This window comes from Calditrichota bacterium (assembly GCA_013152715.1).
GTDB lineage: Bacteria > Zhuqueibacterota > Zhuqueibacteria > Thermofontimicrobiales > Thermofontimicrobiaceae > 4484-87.
Genome location: JAADFU010000180.1, coordinates 21,401 through 36,109 on the forward strand (window position 1 = coordinate 21,401; position 14,709 = coordinate 36,109).

A 14,709-nucleotide genomic window follows, 5' to 3' on the forward strand; every position below is an offset into this window, starting at 1 on the left:
ACGACTCAGATGGAAGTCTTTTTACCACTGAATGTAATCTTTATTTTTAAGCGCTGATTTTTTTCGCTGCTTCAGATTAGCCTTTTCCACATTGCGAAAAATCAAATCAAAAAACTGGCGGTCGATTTTTAATCCGTCGACTTTAGGGTCGCTACCAGGTACGATGAAGACAGCTTGTGGCTTGGCAATTGAGCCGTAAATAGTGAGCTGCTTCTGGATGAATTTTTTTACCTGCGTGCTGGTGATGGTGTTGCTGCCTTTTTTGTGATCCTGATTTTGCGTTTGAGGGTTGTGAGCAGCAAACTTTGCGCCAGATTTCGGTTTGCTCTTTGCCAATGTTGACGTGAAAATCCCTGAAAAGATGATGGCAATTACAATTGCGAAACAAAATGCTCTGAGAATAATCCGCTTTTGCATTTTCATTGATCATTCCTCTTGATCTGGTTCGTTGGCACGATTCTTTTTTGGTTCGACTGTTGTGAAAGCGCGGAACTTTTGGCCATGCCTAAAACGAGCGAAAGCTGCTCTATTCGCTGTTTGGTCTTTTTGACCCACTCGTTTTGAATGTTGTTTCTCGATGCGTTTGTCAAATTCGCTTTGTAAATATCCAGCGCCTTTTGTCTCGCGGCGGCGACTTGCTTATTGATGGCCTGGAGATAGACTTCCTTTTCCTGATCCCGGTACTCTTCGGGGACAGGGGCGCTCTCAATTGCCTGGGCTAATTCCTCAAAAGTCATGCCGGTTTTGAACAGGGACGCCGTGGTCCATTCAGCGATTTGATATTTGCCGGCGTCCACATAATTTTTTAATACGGTTTGCAAAAGTGCGGTTTTGCGTTTCATGGTGATGTCGAGCGGCGGCGCAATTTTTATTTGTTTATATTTCCCAAAATTAATTTCACCGATTAAAAATTGTGCCTTTGCTGGTAAATAATCTTCCACGCTTTTCCGCCGTCGTTTGAATTCCTGAAATTTTTCGATGGTTGCCTGAAATTCGTTCAATGCGTTTGAGAAATCATTTTGATTGTATGAAATTTCACCAATCTTGTACAACGCTTCTATTATTTGATCCGGATTGGCATCGGGAAAACGACTGACAAATTGCCGATACGTATTTTTGGCCTTGAACCATAATTCCAATTGTTCATAGCAATTAGCTGCGGCTAACAGGGCGCGAGACGCAAATTGCGAAGTCGGACATTCGTCCACAACGCGCATGTATTTGTCCGCAGCGTGGACCCAATCCTGCTTTTTTTCGTAGAGCAGCGCCGCTTTCATCAGCAGTTCGTCTTTGAAACTCACGTTTGGCTGTTCTTCAAGCATGCGCTCATAGGCGCGAACTGCTTTTTGTATGTCTTCCGCTTGTTCAAATTGACCGCCGGCTTCAAAAATTGCAGCTTTGGCAATTTGCTCGTCTTTTTCGCTGAACGCTAATCTCAAAAATTCAACCGCAGCCCTGGTCGGCTTTCCTTGTTTTTTTAGATTCTCCGCGTGTTTGAATTTGGCTGACGCTACCAATTTTTTGGATTTTTTCACAAAATTTGCAGAGTCCGGAAACGCGTCGGCCAGATTGTTGAACCATTTCTCAGATTTTTTATAGTCTCCCATTTTTAGGTAGCATTGAGCGACCATCTTGATGCATTGCCCATAATAAGGAGAAGAACGATATTTGGGATCGACTGTTTTTTTGTACAGCTTGACTGCCAAATCCCAGCGATCTAAATTGTATAGCGTCTCTGCAAATTTGATCAGTACGTCCAGCAAGTGTTCGCTTTGCGGTTGTTGCCGCACAAAATCGTTGCAGGCGCGAATCAGGTTAAATTGCGTCTCGGAGGCGACCTTAATGGGAATAATTGACTCCGTGCCGCCGCCGACAAAATCTTCAATGTACAATGTGATGCTATCCGAACTGGCGGTTTGACGACTCAAAATTTCGTAATAGGCCAAAATCCGGTTAAAAGCGGCAGTTTCGCGAAATTCATTTTCGCCGTAAATTGTCATTACTTTGTAATATTCATCCGCGGCTTTGTCAAATTCCTGGATCGCGTAATAACATTCCGCCAGATAAAAATTTACGCGTGACGCGCGTTTGTTCGTGCGGAATTTTTTCAGGTACTCCTCGTATTTGTCAATGGCTTTGCGGTATTCGCTGGCTTGATTTTTTTTCTGCGCTTTTGACTGAAACTCCGCGCCGAGAGAGTACAACATCTCCTCGGACATGTTTACGGCGTTTTCTCTGACTTTAGTCCCTTGATGTTTTTTGAGCCACTCGCTGTCGGGACCATATTTTTCGACAAAGACATTTTTTGCCTCTGTCGCCTGATCTTCGTTCAAGTCGGCTTCGTAGCATTGGATGATCTCATTTTGAATGCTCGGCGCGTCCGGATAGAATGGGTACAAATTGAGCAATGTCTGATAAACGTGGATAGCGTCCTGATAAAAATTTCGCTGTTTGTAAATTTCTCCCATTTTGAGCAACACGTCCACGGCGTAGCTTTGTGTGTCATCTCTACTCAAAATTTCTTCCAACGATTGTGGGCCGCGGTATTCTGTGAGAGAATGTGCGATGTACTCGATAGCTTCATTGCGAACGTCGGCTTTGGTTTTGCCCAACAGTTTCGTGTTTAACTTTTCCAGCAGCGAAATATCGCTGATGAGATAGACGAACGAGCTGATGGCGCTGGTGAAATCATTAATATTGTAGTATGACCAACCTAATTTGTACAAAGAATAGTTAAAATATGGATCGTCCCACCGATCCAAAAGGCGTTTGTATTCGTCGATTGCTTTTCGAAATTGTCTTTTGCTGAAATAATATTCGCCGAGACGGAAATGCGCCTCTGAAATGCGCGGGCTTTCCGGCGTTTCAAACACCAATTTTTGCAAATAATCTTTGGCTTTTTCCTGATTCCCCTCGTCGAGGTGGGAAATTGCCAATCTGTACAGTATTTTGTCTTTGTAAGGCAGATTGGGGTATTTTTCTAATAATTGATAACACAGGTCAATCGTTTTTTGCAAATTAACGCGCGGCAATATGGGCTCGGCAAAAATTTTCCCCTTTTCAAATTTCACAATGTCTTCGTCATATTTTTTCATTTTTAGCCTGAAATCGTACTGAGCTTTGCTGGCGTACAATTCGGCCAATTCAAACATCAGATAGGGGATAAACGGCTGATTCGGATATTTGGCAATCATTTGTTCGTGGTGCAAAATTGTCGCCTTAACACTATTGATATCAATGCTGTTCGTGGTGTCCGAGGCCACATATTTTATCGGGAGCTGATCAATATTGTCCGGGTTAAATTTGCTCTGCGCAATAGCAAAATGCGAAATGAAAACGGTTGCTATGGCTAAAAATGTGATGATATATAATTTGCCCTTCATGGCTATTTCCCGCTTGTGTTATTTTCCTCTGCTTGTCCCTAATTCCTTTAAAAACAAAGCCCGTGAGACCCCGTATTCTGCATATCCCCGCCAGTCTTTTCTTCTTTCACGGCGCTCCACGATTTTACTCATGTCAGCAATTTGCTCTTGCATGTAAACGAGCTGATCTTTTTCCGCTCGCAAATTTTCGATCATTTTTTCGCGCACTTCCTTTAAGCGCTTTTTTTCAGCGAGCAGATAGTCCGGGATTTTCTGCCCACGGCCGTTCAAAGGAATAGCGTCAAGCAACTTTGTTTCTTCAATGAGTATTTTTACTTTTAAATCCTCGATGTGCCCCTGCTGATTTTTTAAATGATAGTTGACCTTTTGTACGAGAACCGGTAGGTCTTGACGCTCCGGAAAAATTTCAAAGATGCGCCTGTAAGAAGCAATAGCTTCATCGTACCGGCCGAGTGCGATGTAAGATTGACCTAATAGGAAATAGGATTCTTCCGCATTCTCGCTGTCGGGGTATTTTTTGATTAACTTATTCAAAATATGAATCACTTTCTCGTATTCATTCAATTTTAAATAGGCCCAGCCAAGTCCTAATAACGCATCCTGATAATTTTCATGGTCCTCTGCGACTGCCGACAGTTGACCCGTCGCCGCGTCGTATGCCTGCAGTTCGTAGTAAATGAGACCGAGGGTCAATCTGGCGTTATCCACAATTTCGCGGCGCTCCGGGCTGATTATCGGCAGTGATGTGATCTTGCGAAAATAATCCACCGAAGTAGCGACGTTCGATTTTTTCAAATAACACAACGCGGCAGTATAGAGCGCGCTGGCGTAATATTCGCTGCGGCCATCTATTTTTTTGAGCACGCCGATGGCCATGTTGTAATTTTTAAGATAGTAATGGCATTGCCCCGCGAGATAGCTGGCTTCATTTAAAATTTTTCGATCGCGGGTTTTTTTAATCAACGCGTAATATACCCGCAACGCTTGTTTGTATTTACTTTGAGAATAATAATTATTTTCCAATCCCAACAGCGCTTCGGCGATCATCGGACTTCGGGGATACTTTTTAATCAGATAGCCGTACAGTCTGGTCGATCCGGCGAATAATTCTTCCTGAAACAAGCATTTGCCCAGATAAGTTATCACGCGATCCAGCTTGTTGAATTGCGGGTAAAAATCCATGATGATGACCAATTCCTGCGCGGCTCTCCAATATTCGCCTTGCTTGTACAGTTTGACGCCGTTGCGGAAAGTTTTATTCGCGGCGCGTTCCATTTCTTTGTCGTTGCCGTTTTGTGGAAAAGAGCTCTGGGCAGCGTTTCCCTCAGCGAGAATAGCCGGCGAACGGGTCACAGCAAAGATGACCGAGCTAAAAATAATGAGCAATAGTATTTTTGAAGGCTGTTTCATAAGCTAAAATTGATCGGTTTACTTTTTCTTTTTCTTGGCGCCGCCCTTTTCTTCGAGCGATTTTTTCATTCTTTCCAGGTCTTGTTTGACTTTCTGGCGTTTCTTCTTAATCGCTTCAAGCTTTCGCCGTTCTTCTTCCTCTTTCATGCGTTGAAACTTTGCGGATTTGTCAAAATATTTATAAACGGAAAAGCGATGAGTAATTCCCACGCGCACTTTCCATCGGTAGTATTCTTTGTGAAAAATATCCGTGTTTTTCAGAGAGTCGTATTGAGTCAATGCGATGTCGAAATTGACGTCGATGACATTGTTCCACGGGCCTAAAAATCGGAGTCCCTGCGTTATGCGAGAGGAGTTTTGATTGTATGGCAAATCTGGATTGTTGAAAAAGACTTCACTGCTATATTCGGTGAAAAATTGGAGCGAACGAATGGAAAATTTCAGACCGGCGCCAACGAACATTTGGTCGATCTGAGACGTGAAATAAGTGTCTGTCACGTCGTGATCCATGTAGCCGACATTCAAATTGATTTTTATCGGATGCCGCGGCATTACTTTGAGAAAATCAAAAGTCAGCAGCCCGGTGACTGTCCACGCTGCTTTGCCCGTGGAAAATGATTCGAAAGGAACATTGGGCGTGCCCGCAGTCGGAATTTTGAATGTTCCCGCCAGACCGAATCTGAAGAAATTTGTCCGTAAGGGAGTCAAATATTTGATTCCGATTTGGGTGTCGCCGCGCATTCCCCACAAATGTTCTTGATCGTCCTGATAGGGAATCACGTTGAGATAGGCTTCCAGATAATGCGCCAGGCCGACAGTGACATTAAGGTTGGAGCGATAGTATTTTGCGAGGACTGTTTTGCTCGCCTGTTTCATGTAAGTGGAAATATTCCACTGAACGATAATGTCAGCGGGTTTGATCGGGTCCGCCGATAGCACCCGCAGCATTCCTTTCCCCCCGGTGAGACCGATCTGGCTATGAACGGCAGAATTGAATCCGAGAAACAAAATCAGTAACAGCAGAGAGATTTTTCTCATTGCGGAACCACCTTTAGATTGTAATTTCATGCGATAACGTGTATTTTTCTCAACGGGTTAATTTTCAAAATGAAATAATTAAATTTAAGATATTGGTCACAAAATGTCAAGTAACTTATTGTTAATTTTCAAAATTTAAAGAAGATAATAATTTTTAAGTAATTAGTCACTTTTATTCATGTAATTATCTGATGAATAAAAAGTTGAAACTAATAATGAATAAAATGTCGCTTTGGTTTAAGTTTATTAAATTAAGTGAGTTGCAACCGCTTTGCCTTGCAGCAGGCAAAAAAGAGTGACAAAATAACATCAATTATTATGCCAAAAAATTAATAAATATTGAAAAGCGCTCAACAGCCTAACTAGTTGATTATTAATCGAATAAGAAGTGGATAACTATAATGATATTAAGCATATAAAAATTGAACTTATTATAATTGAATGAAAATTATGCAATAAGACCAATATTCTCCTTGAGGTGGTCAAAAAGTGACCACCGTCACATTCATGAGCGATGCAATTGAGATATATTTTATGAAAACTTGTATCTTTTTGTAACAAATGGGTTCGTACAAAATTGTAACCATGCTTATTACAAATTTATTAAACAAAGCATTCATTCAAAAAGTTGCATTCTTAAAAATATAATGAATAGTTTAAAATGTGCAAACCTTTTGTTTAAGAAATTGTCTAATTAGTTGTGAATGAATCAAGGAATGAGTATGGATCAAAATGAAGTGTTGTTGATTCACCGCGCTCAGGAAGGTCACGTCCCATCTTTTGAACAACTGGTGCGGCTGTATGACGAAAATATTATGCAATTGCTTTGTCATTTGCTCAATGATATCGAGGATGCAAAGGATGTGTATCAGGATGTTTTTTTTAAAGTGTACAAATCCATAAATTCATTTCGGTTTCGCAGCGAGTTTTACACCTGGCTCTATCGCATTGCCGTAAATACGGCGATAAATTTTCGGAATAAACGAAAGAAGATTTGGCAAATGGAAAGTGCGGAATATCTGGCAGCGAATGATTCGGGGTTTTCCGAACCCGAGGATTCCGGCGCCAATCCGGAAAGCCATTTATTAAATTCGGAACTGTCATTGAAAATCGCTGAAGCCATTGACAAGCTTTCGCCGAAACAGCGCGCTGTGTTCATTTTGCGTCATTATCAAGGAATGAAATTGGCGGAAATTGCCAATGTTTTAGAATCAAGCGAAGGAACGATAAAAAATTATCTATTTCGAGCCATGCAAAAGATGAAGCGAAATTTGCAAAAATATGAAGCCCAATAATCAGGAGAAAAAATGGGTTGCGACAAAAAGTACAAAAAATGGATCTGGTTATCATTATACGATGAACTGGAAGCCAGAGAGCAAGATGATTTGCAGAAGCACATCGATTCCTGTGACGAGTGTCGGCGCGAGAGAGAACTTGCCAGACAATTTTGCGAACAATTGAGCGGCAAAGAAGTGATTCGCGTTTCAGATGAGTTATTGCGCCAGAGCCGCGACGCGCTGTTTCATCGCGTTCGTATGGCGGCGCGCTATGGCGCCAGGCGCGAGTGGCTGGAACGATTGCGTCACATTGTGGTTTTGGATTTTCGCCCACAATGGCAAATGGCAATTGCGCTGGGATTGTTGGGCGTTGGAATTTTGCTTGGCGCGAAATTTTTTCGGCATCCGGCGCGTTTAAACCCGGCGCTACTGGAGCAAATTGCCCGGCAGGGGGAAGCGGTTCAACAAATTGAAAACGTGTCTTTTGACCAGCGGAAAAACCAGGTCGTGGTTCGCTATCAGACCGTTCAACGTCACAGCCTTCAGGGCAATCCGAACGATCCGCAGATTCAACGGCTACTTATCCAAACGTTGATTTCTGATTCCCGCCCCAATTTGCGGCTGAGGTCTGTCAACGCTTTGCAGGATACGAAATCATTTGATCAGCGTGTTTTGGACGCCCTGATCGAAGTGTTGGAGAATGACGACAATTCCGGCGTTCGTTTGAAAGCGATCAAAATACTAAATTCAATTCCCTGGAGCGAATCGGTGCAAGTGGCGCTCACAAGAGTTTTCATCAAGGTTTTGTTGCAGGAAAAGAATTCCGCCGTGCGCATTCAAGCAATCGACGGATTGGAGCGGATTCGACACAAAGACGCCGTGTCCGTTCTTCACAAGGCCGCGGAGAAGGACAGCAACGATTATGTGCGCAACAAGGCGGCTGTTTTGTTGGAAAGAATAAAAAATCCTGAAATCAGCGAATCAAACAATCAATAGGAGGCGACATGTTAAAAGCGAAAAGGTATGCAGCGCTCACGGTAATTTTCATCATTTTTCTGCTGATGTCAACCATGGCCTGGGCTCAGCAATTGCGGAAGCAAGGTCGTTATTACGTGGCTGACATTGAAAAAGAATTCAAAGTCAAGCCCGGCGGCTCACTGGAAATTAAAAACGTTCGCGGCGATGTGCAGATCACCAGTTGGAGCAAAAATGTGGTTTACATCCATGAGCGCCGAAAAATGGATGTTTTCACCAAAGCGGAAGCGGAAGCTGTGCTCAAAGACCTCAAATCTCAGTACCAGCAAGTCGGCGATAAAATCATTGTCGGCATGGAGGGCAGCTACCGTTCCTACATGAGCAGCTACTTTGACGTCAAATTACCGCAAAAATTTAACGCGCAGGTCAGTACTGCGGGAGGCGACCTTTCCGTTTCCGATTTGATCGGAGATGTCAAATTAGCGACTTCCGGCGGTGACATTGACGTTACGGGCATCGACGGCATCGTAAACGCGACGACCTCCGGGGGCGATATTTCAGCAAAAAGAATAGGCCAACAGGTAACGCTCGCGACTTCCGGTGGTGATATCGATCTGGAAGAAATCAAGGGGGACGTCAAGGCGGCTACTTCTGGCGGAGATCTCTCACTACGGGAGATTGACGGAAACGTGCGGGCATCTACGTCGGGCGGGGACATCATTGTGGAAAAAAATACTGCCAATGTTTCGGTGCAAACGTCGGGCGGAGACATTGAACTGTACGACATCGGCGCGGAAGTCAGAGCGTCAACTTCTGGCGGAGATATCGTTGTTCGCCGCAGCAATGGCACAGTAAAAGTTTCTACCTCTGGCGGAGATATCGAGTTGACTGACATCAGAGGAAAAATAACCGCTACCACATCGGGCGGGGACATTAAAGCGACGACAGTCATGGACGGCATCAAAGTCTCCACTTCCGGTGGCGATGTGGATTTGTTTGATATTCGCGGATTCATCGACGCTTCGACGTCCGGCGGCGACATGCGCGCAGAAATGACGCTCAAAGATTTTAGCAAAGATCATCATATCAGCATGAAAACTTCCGGCGGAGAAATAGAGCTGAAAATTCCGGAGAAGTTACCGGCGACAATTAAAGCCCGCTTGAAAATCACGCCGCGCGCGCGCGATGATTACGGCATCATTTCGGATTTTCCCATTTCCATCAAAAAGGAAAAAGAAGGAAGAAACGAGATTATTACAGCGACCGGAGAAATCAACGGCGGCGGCGACGTAATTGAATTGAAGACAACTAACGGAAATATTTCGATTTTGAAATTGAAATAAAAAAAATCGGAAATCGCACAAAATTTGAGCCCGTTCGCGGGCTCTTTTTTTGTCATCGGAAAAATTTTGTATCAAATGCCCGCCGAATTTATCTAATTAATTGGATTTCCAATTTAAAGTTATTTAAAAAAACAGGTAGTGATTTATTGTAATTTCAGAAAAAGGGAGCTGTGATGCCCCAAAAAATTGTCATCACCGGTGGTAGCGGATTTATAGGCAGAAATTTAATCCCGTCCTTGAAGGCAAGAAAATATGAAATTATCGTTCTCACCAGAAATCCGCAGCGAACGTCAGAAATTTTCAAGGGCGCAGTTCGGGCAGTTTACTGGGATGGTAAAACAGTTGGCGACTGGCAGCAGGAGTTAGACGGCGCCGATGCGATCGTTAACCTCGCCGGCGAGACGGTGCGGGCGTTGCGTTGGACGCAGAAGAAAAAGGCGCGCATCATTCAGAGCAGAGTAGATGCCGGAAAGGCGATTTATCAGGCAATTGCTAATGTGAAAAATAAACCAGGGGTGCTGATTCAACCGTCCGGAATTGGATTTTATGGTGATCGCGGGGATGAAATTTTAGATGAAAATTCGACTCGCGGAACAGGCTTCATGGCGGAAGTAGCGCAATTGTGGGAACAAAGCGTTAATCAAGTAAAAGATTTAGGGGTGCCGCTTGCAACTCTGCGCATCGGCCTGGTACTGGGCAAAGATGGCGGATTTCTTTCTCAAGTTTCGTTGCCGTTCAAATTTTTTTTCGGCGGCGTCATCGGTTCGGGAAAGCCGTATATGTCCTGGATTCACGTCGAAGATTTGTGCGCTGTCATTTTGTTTCTGCTGGAGGACAAATCCCGATCAGGTATTTTCAATTTAACTGCTCCCAATCCGATTCCCGGAAGTGAATTTTATCGAACTGTAGCGCAGGTTTTACAACGGCCTTGTTGGCTTCATGTGGCAGCCTGGCAAATTCGAGTTTTGCTCGGCGAAATGGGAAAGGAACTGATTTTGTCGGGTCAGCACGTAATTCCGAAAAGGCTGTTGGATTTAGGGTTTAAATTTAAGTTTGTTGAGCTTGAGAGTGCGTTAGAGGGTATTTTTGAGAAAGATTAAAATGTCCCATAAACTTTATTGGGAATTTTATCTCAATAAAAAACAAAGTCCCTGCGGGACTCAGTAAATGTGTATTAGGTTGTTTCTACAAATATTTCGTCGCTATCGCGGCTTTTGATTAATTCTAATGACAAACTAATTTCAAAAGTGAAAAATGCTCGTAATTCGAAATCAACAGTACCATCAGGCACGAGATATTTATAGCCGTTAACGGCAATGTTTAATTCCAAGTCTCGCGAGGGACGGAATATACACAGGCAACTTTACTTATTTTGATTTAATAAATAATATTCCATCTTGTTCTAAGTCCACTTTACATTTATTGAAAAGTATTTCAGCTTCTTCATGTACCGCATCATCAGAACTCAATTGAATAATTTCTTCACCAATATAAGACAGCCAAATACCGTAGAATCGAAAATAGTTCTTTAGAAATTTAGAATCTTTATCAAGATCTTCATCAGTTAGAAGGGGATCCTCGTAATTCGGATCGACAACAAAGCTATATTCTATGTCGTTTAAAATAAATTTGTTATCATCTGATTTTTTTAAAACTATTGGTCCCGTTTCCTGACGCGTCAAATTATCTTCTGTAAGGGAAGTCTCAAGATCTGAAAGTAATCTTCGTTCTCCATTACCAATAGAATAATCCAATTGAGATATTTTAGAAAATGCACCTGGGATTACAGTAAATTTAAACTCTCCGTTTACCCAAATTTGCCCAGCTAATGACATATATTGTGTCAAATCAATCCAAGAGTGAGGTGGCAACGAAGCTATTTTCCATAATGTTGTGTATCCAACATAGCCTTGCCCGGATGCTTGTATCTTTAATGCTTCTGCGAATAATTTCGCCCGCCATTCCTCGTGTCTTTTATTCATTAACTCACAAAATTTATCCCACCAGGCTTCTTCATTATAAAAAGCTTTCTCCTTTTTTCGAGAGCCGCCTTTCCAATTAAAACTTGGTTTAGTAATGTTTTTAACAAATTCTATAAACACCGGATTTTGAAGGTACTTCAAAGTCTCAGTCAGGATTTTTTCTTCAGTCTGAAGATTGTTTATTTCTGCAATTTTTAACTCATTTATTTTGGCAATTGAATTTGACAAAAATTCAATTTGTTTATCCTTCAAAGCAGCGATTAATTTTTTTTTATAAGTTATCCTTCCCCAAGGGTCAATCTTAAATCTAACATAATCATAAATAGAAGATAAGGCGTTGGAAAATGTTTTTTGAGTTGTATTGTTAAGTGCCTTTTCAATTTCCAACGATGAAACAATTTTTGAAAATGATATTGGGTCCATTTTTAGCTTAACTCAGTTTTAAATTATAATTACGTATGATTATTGTTTAAAAGAATTTTAAAAAGATTTAGCTTTGTGTCAAGAAAAAATTTGTTTTTGAGGCAAGTTTTAAAATTGTAGATATTTAGCATCTCTTGCCAAAATGCTATCAATAACTATCTTTATGCACATTTTTCACAGCTCTGCCTGATGGATCAATCATTTCGTTGAGATTTTTATCCCATTTGAGAGCATCCGGCGTGCTGCAAGCAACTGAAGGTCCCGCTGGCACACAGCGAGCCGCATCGTCTGACGGGAAATATTTTTCGAAAATGGTTCGGTAGTAATAACCTTCTTTTGTCATTGGTGTATTTATTGGGAAACGATAATTCGCTTCTTCCATCATTTTATCGGTTATTTCTTGTTTGGCAATTTTTTTCAGCGTATCGATCCACTTGTAGCCAACGCCATCGGAAAATTGTTCTTTTTGCCTGTGGCGAATAGTTGGCGGCAGATAGTTGCGAAAAGTATCACGCAAAATTTGTTTTTCCATGCGTCCGTTTTTTACTAGTTTGCTTTCCGGATTGATGGTCATAGCGACATCTAAAAGTTCGCGATCCAGAAACGGCACGCGTGCTTCGACGCCCCAGGAAGCCATGGATTTATTCGCACGAAGACAATCAAATTTATGAAGCTGAAAAATTTTGCGCACAGTTTCTTCATGGAGTGCCCGAGCATGCGGCGCCTTGTGAAAATAGAGGTAGCCGCCAAAAATTTCATCAGCTCCTTCACCGGAAAGCACCATTTTAACGCCCATTGATTTAATTTTCCGGGCTATTAAGTACATGGGCGTCGAAGCTCTGATTGTTGTAATGTCGTATGTTTCGATGTGATAAATGACGTCGTTTAGCGCATCCAGGCCTTCCTGAATTGTGTAGTGAAATTCATGATGAATTGAACCGATGAAATCCGCCGCTTTTTTTGCCGCGATTAAATCAGGCGATCCTTCCAGCCCAATCGCAAACGAATGCAGTTGAGGCCACCAGGCATCTTGCAAATCGTTGGTTTCAATGCGTCGCTGGGCAAATTTTTTGGCAATGGCGGCAATTATTGTTGAATCGAGCCCGCCGGATAATAAAACGCCGTAAGGAACATCTGACATCAATTGGCGGTGTACCGCGTCTTCGAGTGACTGTTTTAGCAGCTTGGTGTCGGTCGCATTGTCTTTTGTGTGCTCATACTTTTGCCACAGCGGATCATAATAGCGAACAAATTTTCCTTCTTTGCTGTGATAGTAATGCCCCGGCGGAAATTCTTGAATTTTTCGGCAAACATTAATAATTGCCTTCATTTCCGATGCTACATAAAAGTTTCCTCGCTCATCATAGCCATAGTAAAGCGGAACGATTCCAATATGATCCCTGGCGATTAAATAGCTTTTTTCTGTATTATCGTACAAAATGAAAGCGAAAATACCATTTAGATCATTCAAAAAGTTGACGCCCTTTTCACGATACAGCGCATTGATCACCTCGCAATCTGATCGCGTTTGAAATGCATACGGAATTGTTAATTTCTCTTCTAATTCTTTGTGATTGTAAATTTCGCCATTCACCGCCAGCGCTAAATTTCCATTTTCACTCAGAATAGGTTGGGAACCACTTTCCACATCCACGATTGCCAACCTTTCGTGCGCCAAAATTGCGTTGTCGTTCACATAGACGCCCGACCAGTCAGGACCGCGATGCCGCTGCAATTTTGAAAGTTCAATTGCCAGTCCGCGCAATTCATTGGCGTTTGATTTAATGTCCAGAATGCCGAGGATTGAGCACATGACCTTACCTTTTGTTTCAATAATGTTAAATGATTTTCAAAATATAAAAAATTAAAAAACTATATGCAATGAAAATAATTAAATTGAAGAATCTTTTATTTCATTTTCCGATACTGATGTAACATTTTTCGGACTAATACGTTTACAAAGAGAAATATTGAGGAGAAGAAAAATGCCCAACGGAGAACTTTTGCAATTCAATTCCCGGAAAGTATTAGGCAAAGATGTTTACAATCCCACCGCTCCGTTTGAAGATCGCGGGAAAATTTATCTTGCCGCGCGCGTGGAATCCCGCGATAGTGAGACAGACAGTCAGGTGATGTTCTTTCTCGAACAGAACGGAATCTGGAAGCGCGATCCGGAGACGCCCGTGTTTGCTCTGCAAGATCCGTTTGTTTCCAAAATTCAGGGAGAGCTTGTTTTCGGCGGCGTCAAATTTCCGGTGGAAAATAATAGCTGGCGCACCGAGTTTTATCGCGGAAAAGATTTGCTGCATTTGAAAAAAATTACCGAAGGGCCTTTGGCAATGAAGGACATCCGGCTGGTTGAATTGGCTGATGGCAGAGTCGGAGTTTTCACACGCCCCATGGGTGAAATCGGCGGCAGAGGAAAAATCGGATTTATGATTTTGAATTCACCGGACGAATTAGCTATTGCTGATTTGTGGGATGCTGAAATTTTGGAAGGTCAATTTTCCGAAGAACAATGGGGCGGCGTGAATGCTGCCTATTTTTTGAGCCATGAAAAAATTGGAGTGTTGGGCCATTTTGCCTATTTTTCTACTCTCCCAAATGGCGAACAAATCAAGCACTATCATGCTATTGCTTTTATTTTCGATTATCAAAGATGGGAATGGACGCCGTTTCAGATAATTGCCAGACGGCGCGATTTTTCTGCCTGCGACGCCAAGCGCTCGCCGGAATTGGACGACGTTGTGCTGCCTGGCGGAATTCAATTTCTGGGAGATGGAATGGCGGAGCTGTACGCCGGATTGTCTGACGTCGCCTGCGGGAAATTGGAATTGAAAGATCCGTTTGTCAAACTTTGTTAGATATTTTTCGGCTG

At 42.5% G+C, this 14,709-nt stretch carries 11 protein-coding genes; 5 read left to right on the forward strand and 6 right to left on the reverse strand.

Going from position 1 to position 14,709, the window contains the following annotated elements; all coding sequences use genetic code 11:
- Positions 1 to 21 precede the first annotated feature (21 nt).
- From GXO74_13525 to GXO74_13540, 4 genes are read right to left on the reverse strand one after another with little or no spacing between them, the layout of a single operon-like run.
- Positions 22 to 423 (reverse strand): hypothetical protein, encoded by a 402-nt coding sequence (locus tag GXO74_13525; protein NOZ62686.1) that lies wholly within the window; start codon positions 421 to 423, stop codon positions 22 to 24.
- Entirely contained in the window at positions 420 to 3,383 is a 2,964-nt protein-coding gene (locus tag GXO74_13530; GenBank protein ID NOZ62687.1) for a tetratricopeptide repeat protein, read from the reverse strand. The genes GXO74_13525 and GXO74_13530 overlap by 4 nt, the downstream gene beginning before the upstream one ends.
- Before the next feature lie 18 nt (positions 3,384 to 3,401).
- On the reverse strand, positions 3,402 to 4,793 hold the full coding sequence (locus tag GXO74_13535) for a tetratricopeptide repeat protein (protein ID NOZ62688.1): 1,392 nt from the start codon (positions 4,791 to 4,793) through the stop codon (positions 3,402 to 3,404).
- An 18-nt stretch (positions 4,794 to 4,811) separates the two neighbouring features.
- Positions 4,812 to 5,831, reverse strand: a complete 1,020-nt coding sequence (locus GXO74_13540) for a hypothetical protein (GenBank protein ID NOZ62689.1) — start codon at positions 5,829 to 5,831, stop codon at positions 4,812 to 4,814.
- A 722-nt stretch (positions 5,832 to 6,553) separates the two neighbouring features.
- On the opposite strand from GXO74_13540, the gene GXO74_13545 reads away from it, so the two are divergent.
- The 4 genes from GXO74_13545 to GXO74_13560 all read left to right on the forward strand — a co-directional run bounded on the left by GXO74_13545 (position 6,554) and on the right by GXO74_13560 (position 10,526).
- Positions 6,554 to 7,126, forward strand: a complete 573-nt coding sequence (locus GXO74_13545; GenBank protein ID NOZ62690.1) for a sigma-70 family RNA polymerase sigma factor — start codon at positions 6,554 to 6,556, stop codon at positions 7,124 to 7,126.
- Positions 7,127 to 7,138: 12 nt separating this feature from the next.
- Positions 7,139 to 8,104, forward strand: a complete 966-nt coding sequence (locus tag GXO74_13550) for a hypothetical protein (GenBank protein ID NOZ62691.1) — start codon at positions 7,139 to 7,141, stop codon at positions 8,102 to 8,104.
- Between the two features lie 8 nt (positions 8,105 to 8,112).
- Positions 8,113 to 9,426, forward strand: coding sequence for a DUF4097 family beta strand repeat protein (locus GXO74_13555; GenBank protein ID NOZ62692.1), 1,314 nt, complete (start codon positions 8,113 to 8,115; stop codon positions 9,424 to 9,426).
- Positions 9,427 to 9,599: 173 nt separating this feature from the next.
- Positions 9,600 to 10,526, forward strand: a complete 927-nt coding sequence (locus tag GXO74_13560; protein ID NOZ62693.1) for a TIGR01777 family protein — start codon at positions 9,600 to 9,602, stop codon at positions 10,524 to 10,526.
- A 267-nt stretch (positions 10,527 to 10,793) separates the two neighbouring features.
- Here the strand turns inward: GXO74_13560 and GXO74_13565 are convergent, their stop codons facing one another.
- Complete coding sequence (locus tag GXO74_13565; GenBank protein NOZ62694.1) at positions 10,794 to 11,831, reverse strand: hypothetical protein; 1,038 nt, start codon at positions 11,829 to 11,831, stop codon at positions 10,794 to 10,796.
- Between the two features lie 148 nt (positions 11,832 to 11,979).
- On the reverse strand, positions 11,980 to 13,644 hold the full coding sequence (gene asnB, locus GXO74_13570; GenBank protein ID NOZ62695.1) for an asparagine synthase B: 1,665 nt from the start codon (positions 13,642 to 13,644) through the stop codon (positions 11,980 to 11,982).
- Between the two features lie 172 nt (positions 13,645 to 13,816).
- On the opposite strand from asnB, the gene GXO74_13575 reads away from it, so the two are divergent.
- The gene (locus GXO74_13575; protein ID NOZ62696.1) at positions 13,817 to 14,695 is read left to right on the forward strand and encodes a DUF1861 family protein; all 879 of its coding nucleotides are present in this window, start codon (positions 13,817 to 13,819) and stop codon (positions 14,693 to 14,695) included.
- Positions 14,696 to 14,709: the final 14 nt, after the last annotated feature.

Excerpts from the sequence above, each read along its gene's own strand:
- GXO74_13540 (NOZ62689.1), bottom strand. The coding sequence starts at position 5,831 with ATGAGAAAAATCTCTCTGCTGTTACTGATTTTGTTTCTCGGATTCAAT.
- GXO74_13560 (NOZ62693.1), top strand. The coding sequence starts at position 9,600 with ATGCCCCAAAAAATTGTCATCACCGGTGGTAGCGGATTTATAGGCAGA.
- asnB (NOZ62695.1), bottom strand. The coding sequence starts at position 13,644 with ATGTGCTCAATCCTCGGCATTCTGGACATTAAATCAAACGCCAATGAA.
- GXO74_13545 (NOZ62690.1), top strand. The coding sequence starts at position 6,554 with ATGGATCAAAATGAAGTGTTGTTGATTCACCGCGCTCAGGAAGGTCAC.
- GXO74_13565 (NOZ62694.1), bottom strand. The coding sequence starts at position 11,831 with ATGGACCCAATATCATTTTCAAAAATTGTTTCATCGTTGGAAATTGAA.
- GXO74_13535 (NOZ62688.1), bottom strand. The coding sequence starts at position 4,793 with ATGAAACAGCCTTCAAAAATACTATTGCTCATTATTTTTAGCTCGGTC.
- GXO74_13525 (NOZ62686.1), bottom strand. The coding sequence starts at position 423 with ATGAAAATGCAAAAGCGGATTATTCTCAGAGCATTTTGTTTCGCAATT.
- GXO74_13530 (NOZ62687.1), bottom strand. The coding sequence starts at position 3,383 with ATGAAGGGCAAATTATATATCATCACATTTTTAGCCATAGCAACCGTT.
- GXO74_13575 (NOZ62696.1), top strand. The coding sequence starts at position 13,817 with ATGCCCAACGGAGAACTTTTGCAATTCAATTCCCGGAAAGTATTAGGC.
- GXO74_13555 (NOZ62692.1), top strand. The coding sequence starts at position 8,113 with ATGTTAAAAGCGAAAAGGTATGCAGCGCTCACGGTAATTTTCATCATT.
- GXO74_13550 (NOZ62691.1), top strand. The coding sequence starts at position 7,139 with ATGGGTTGCGACAAAAAGTACAAAAAATGGATCTGGTTATCATTATAC.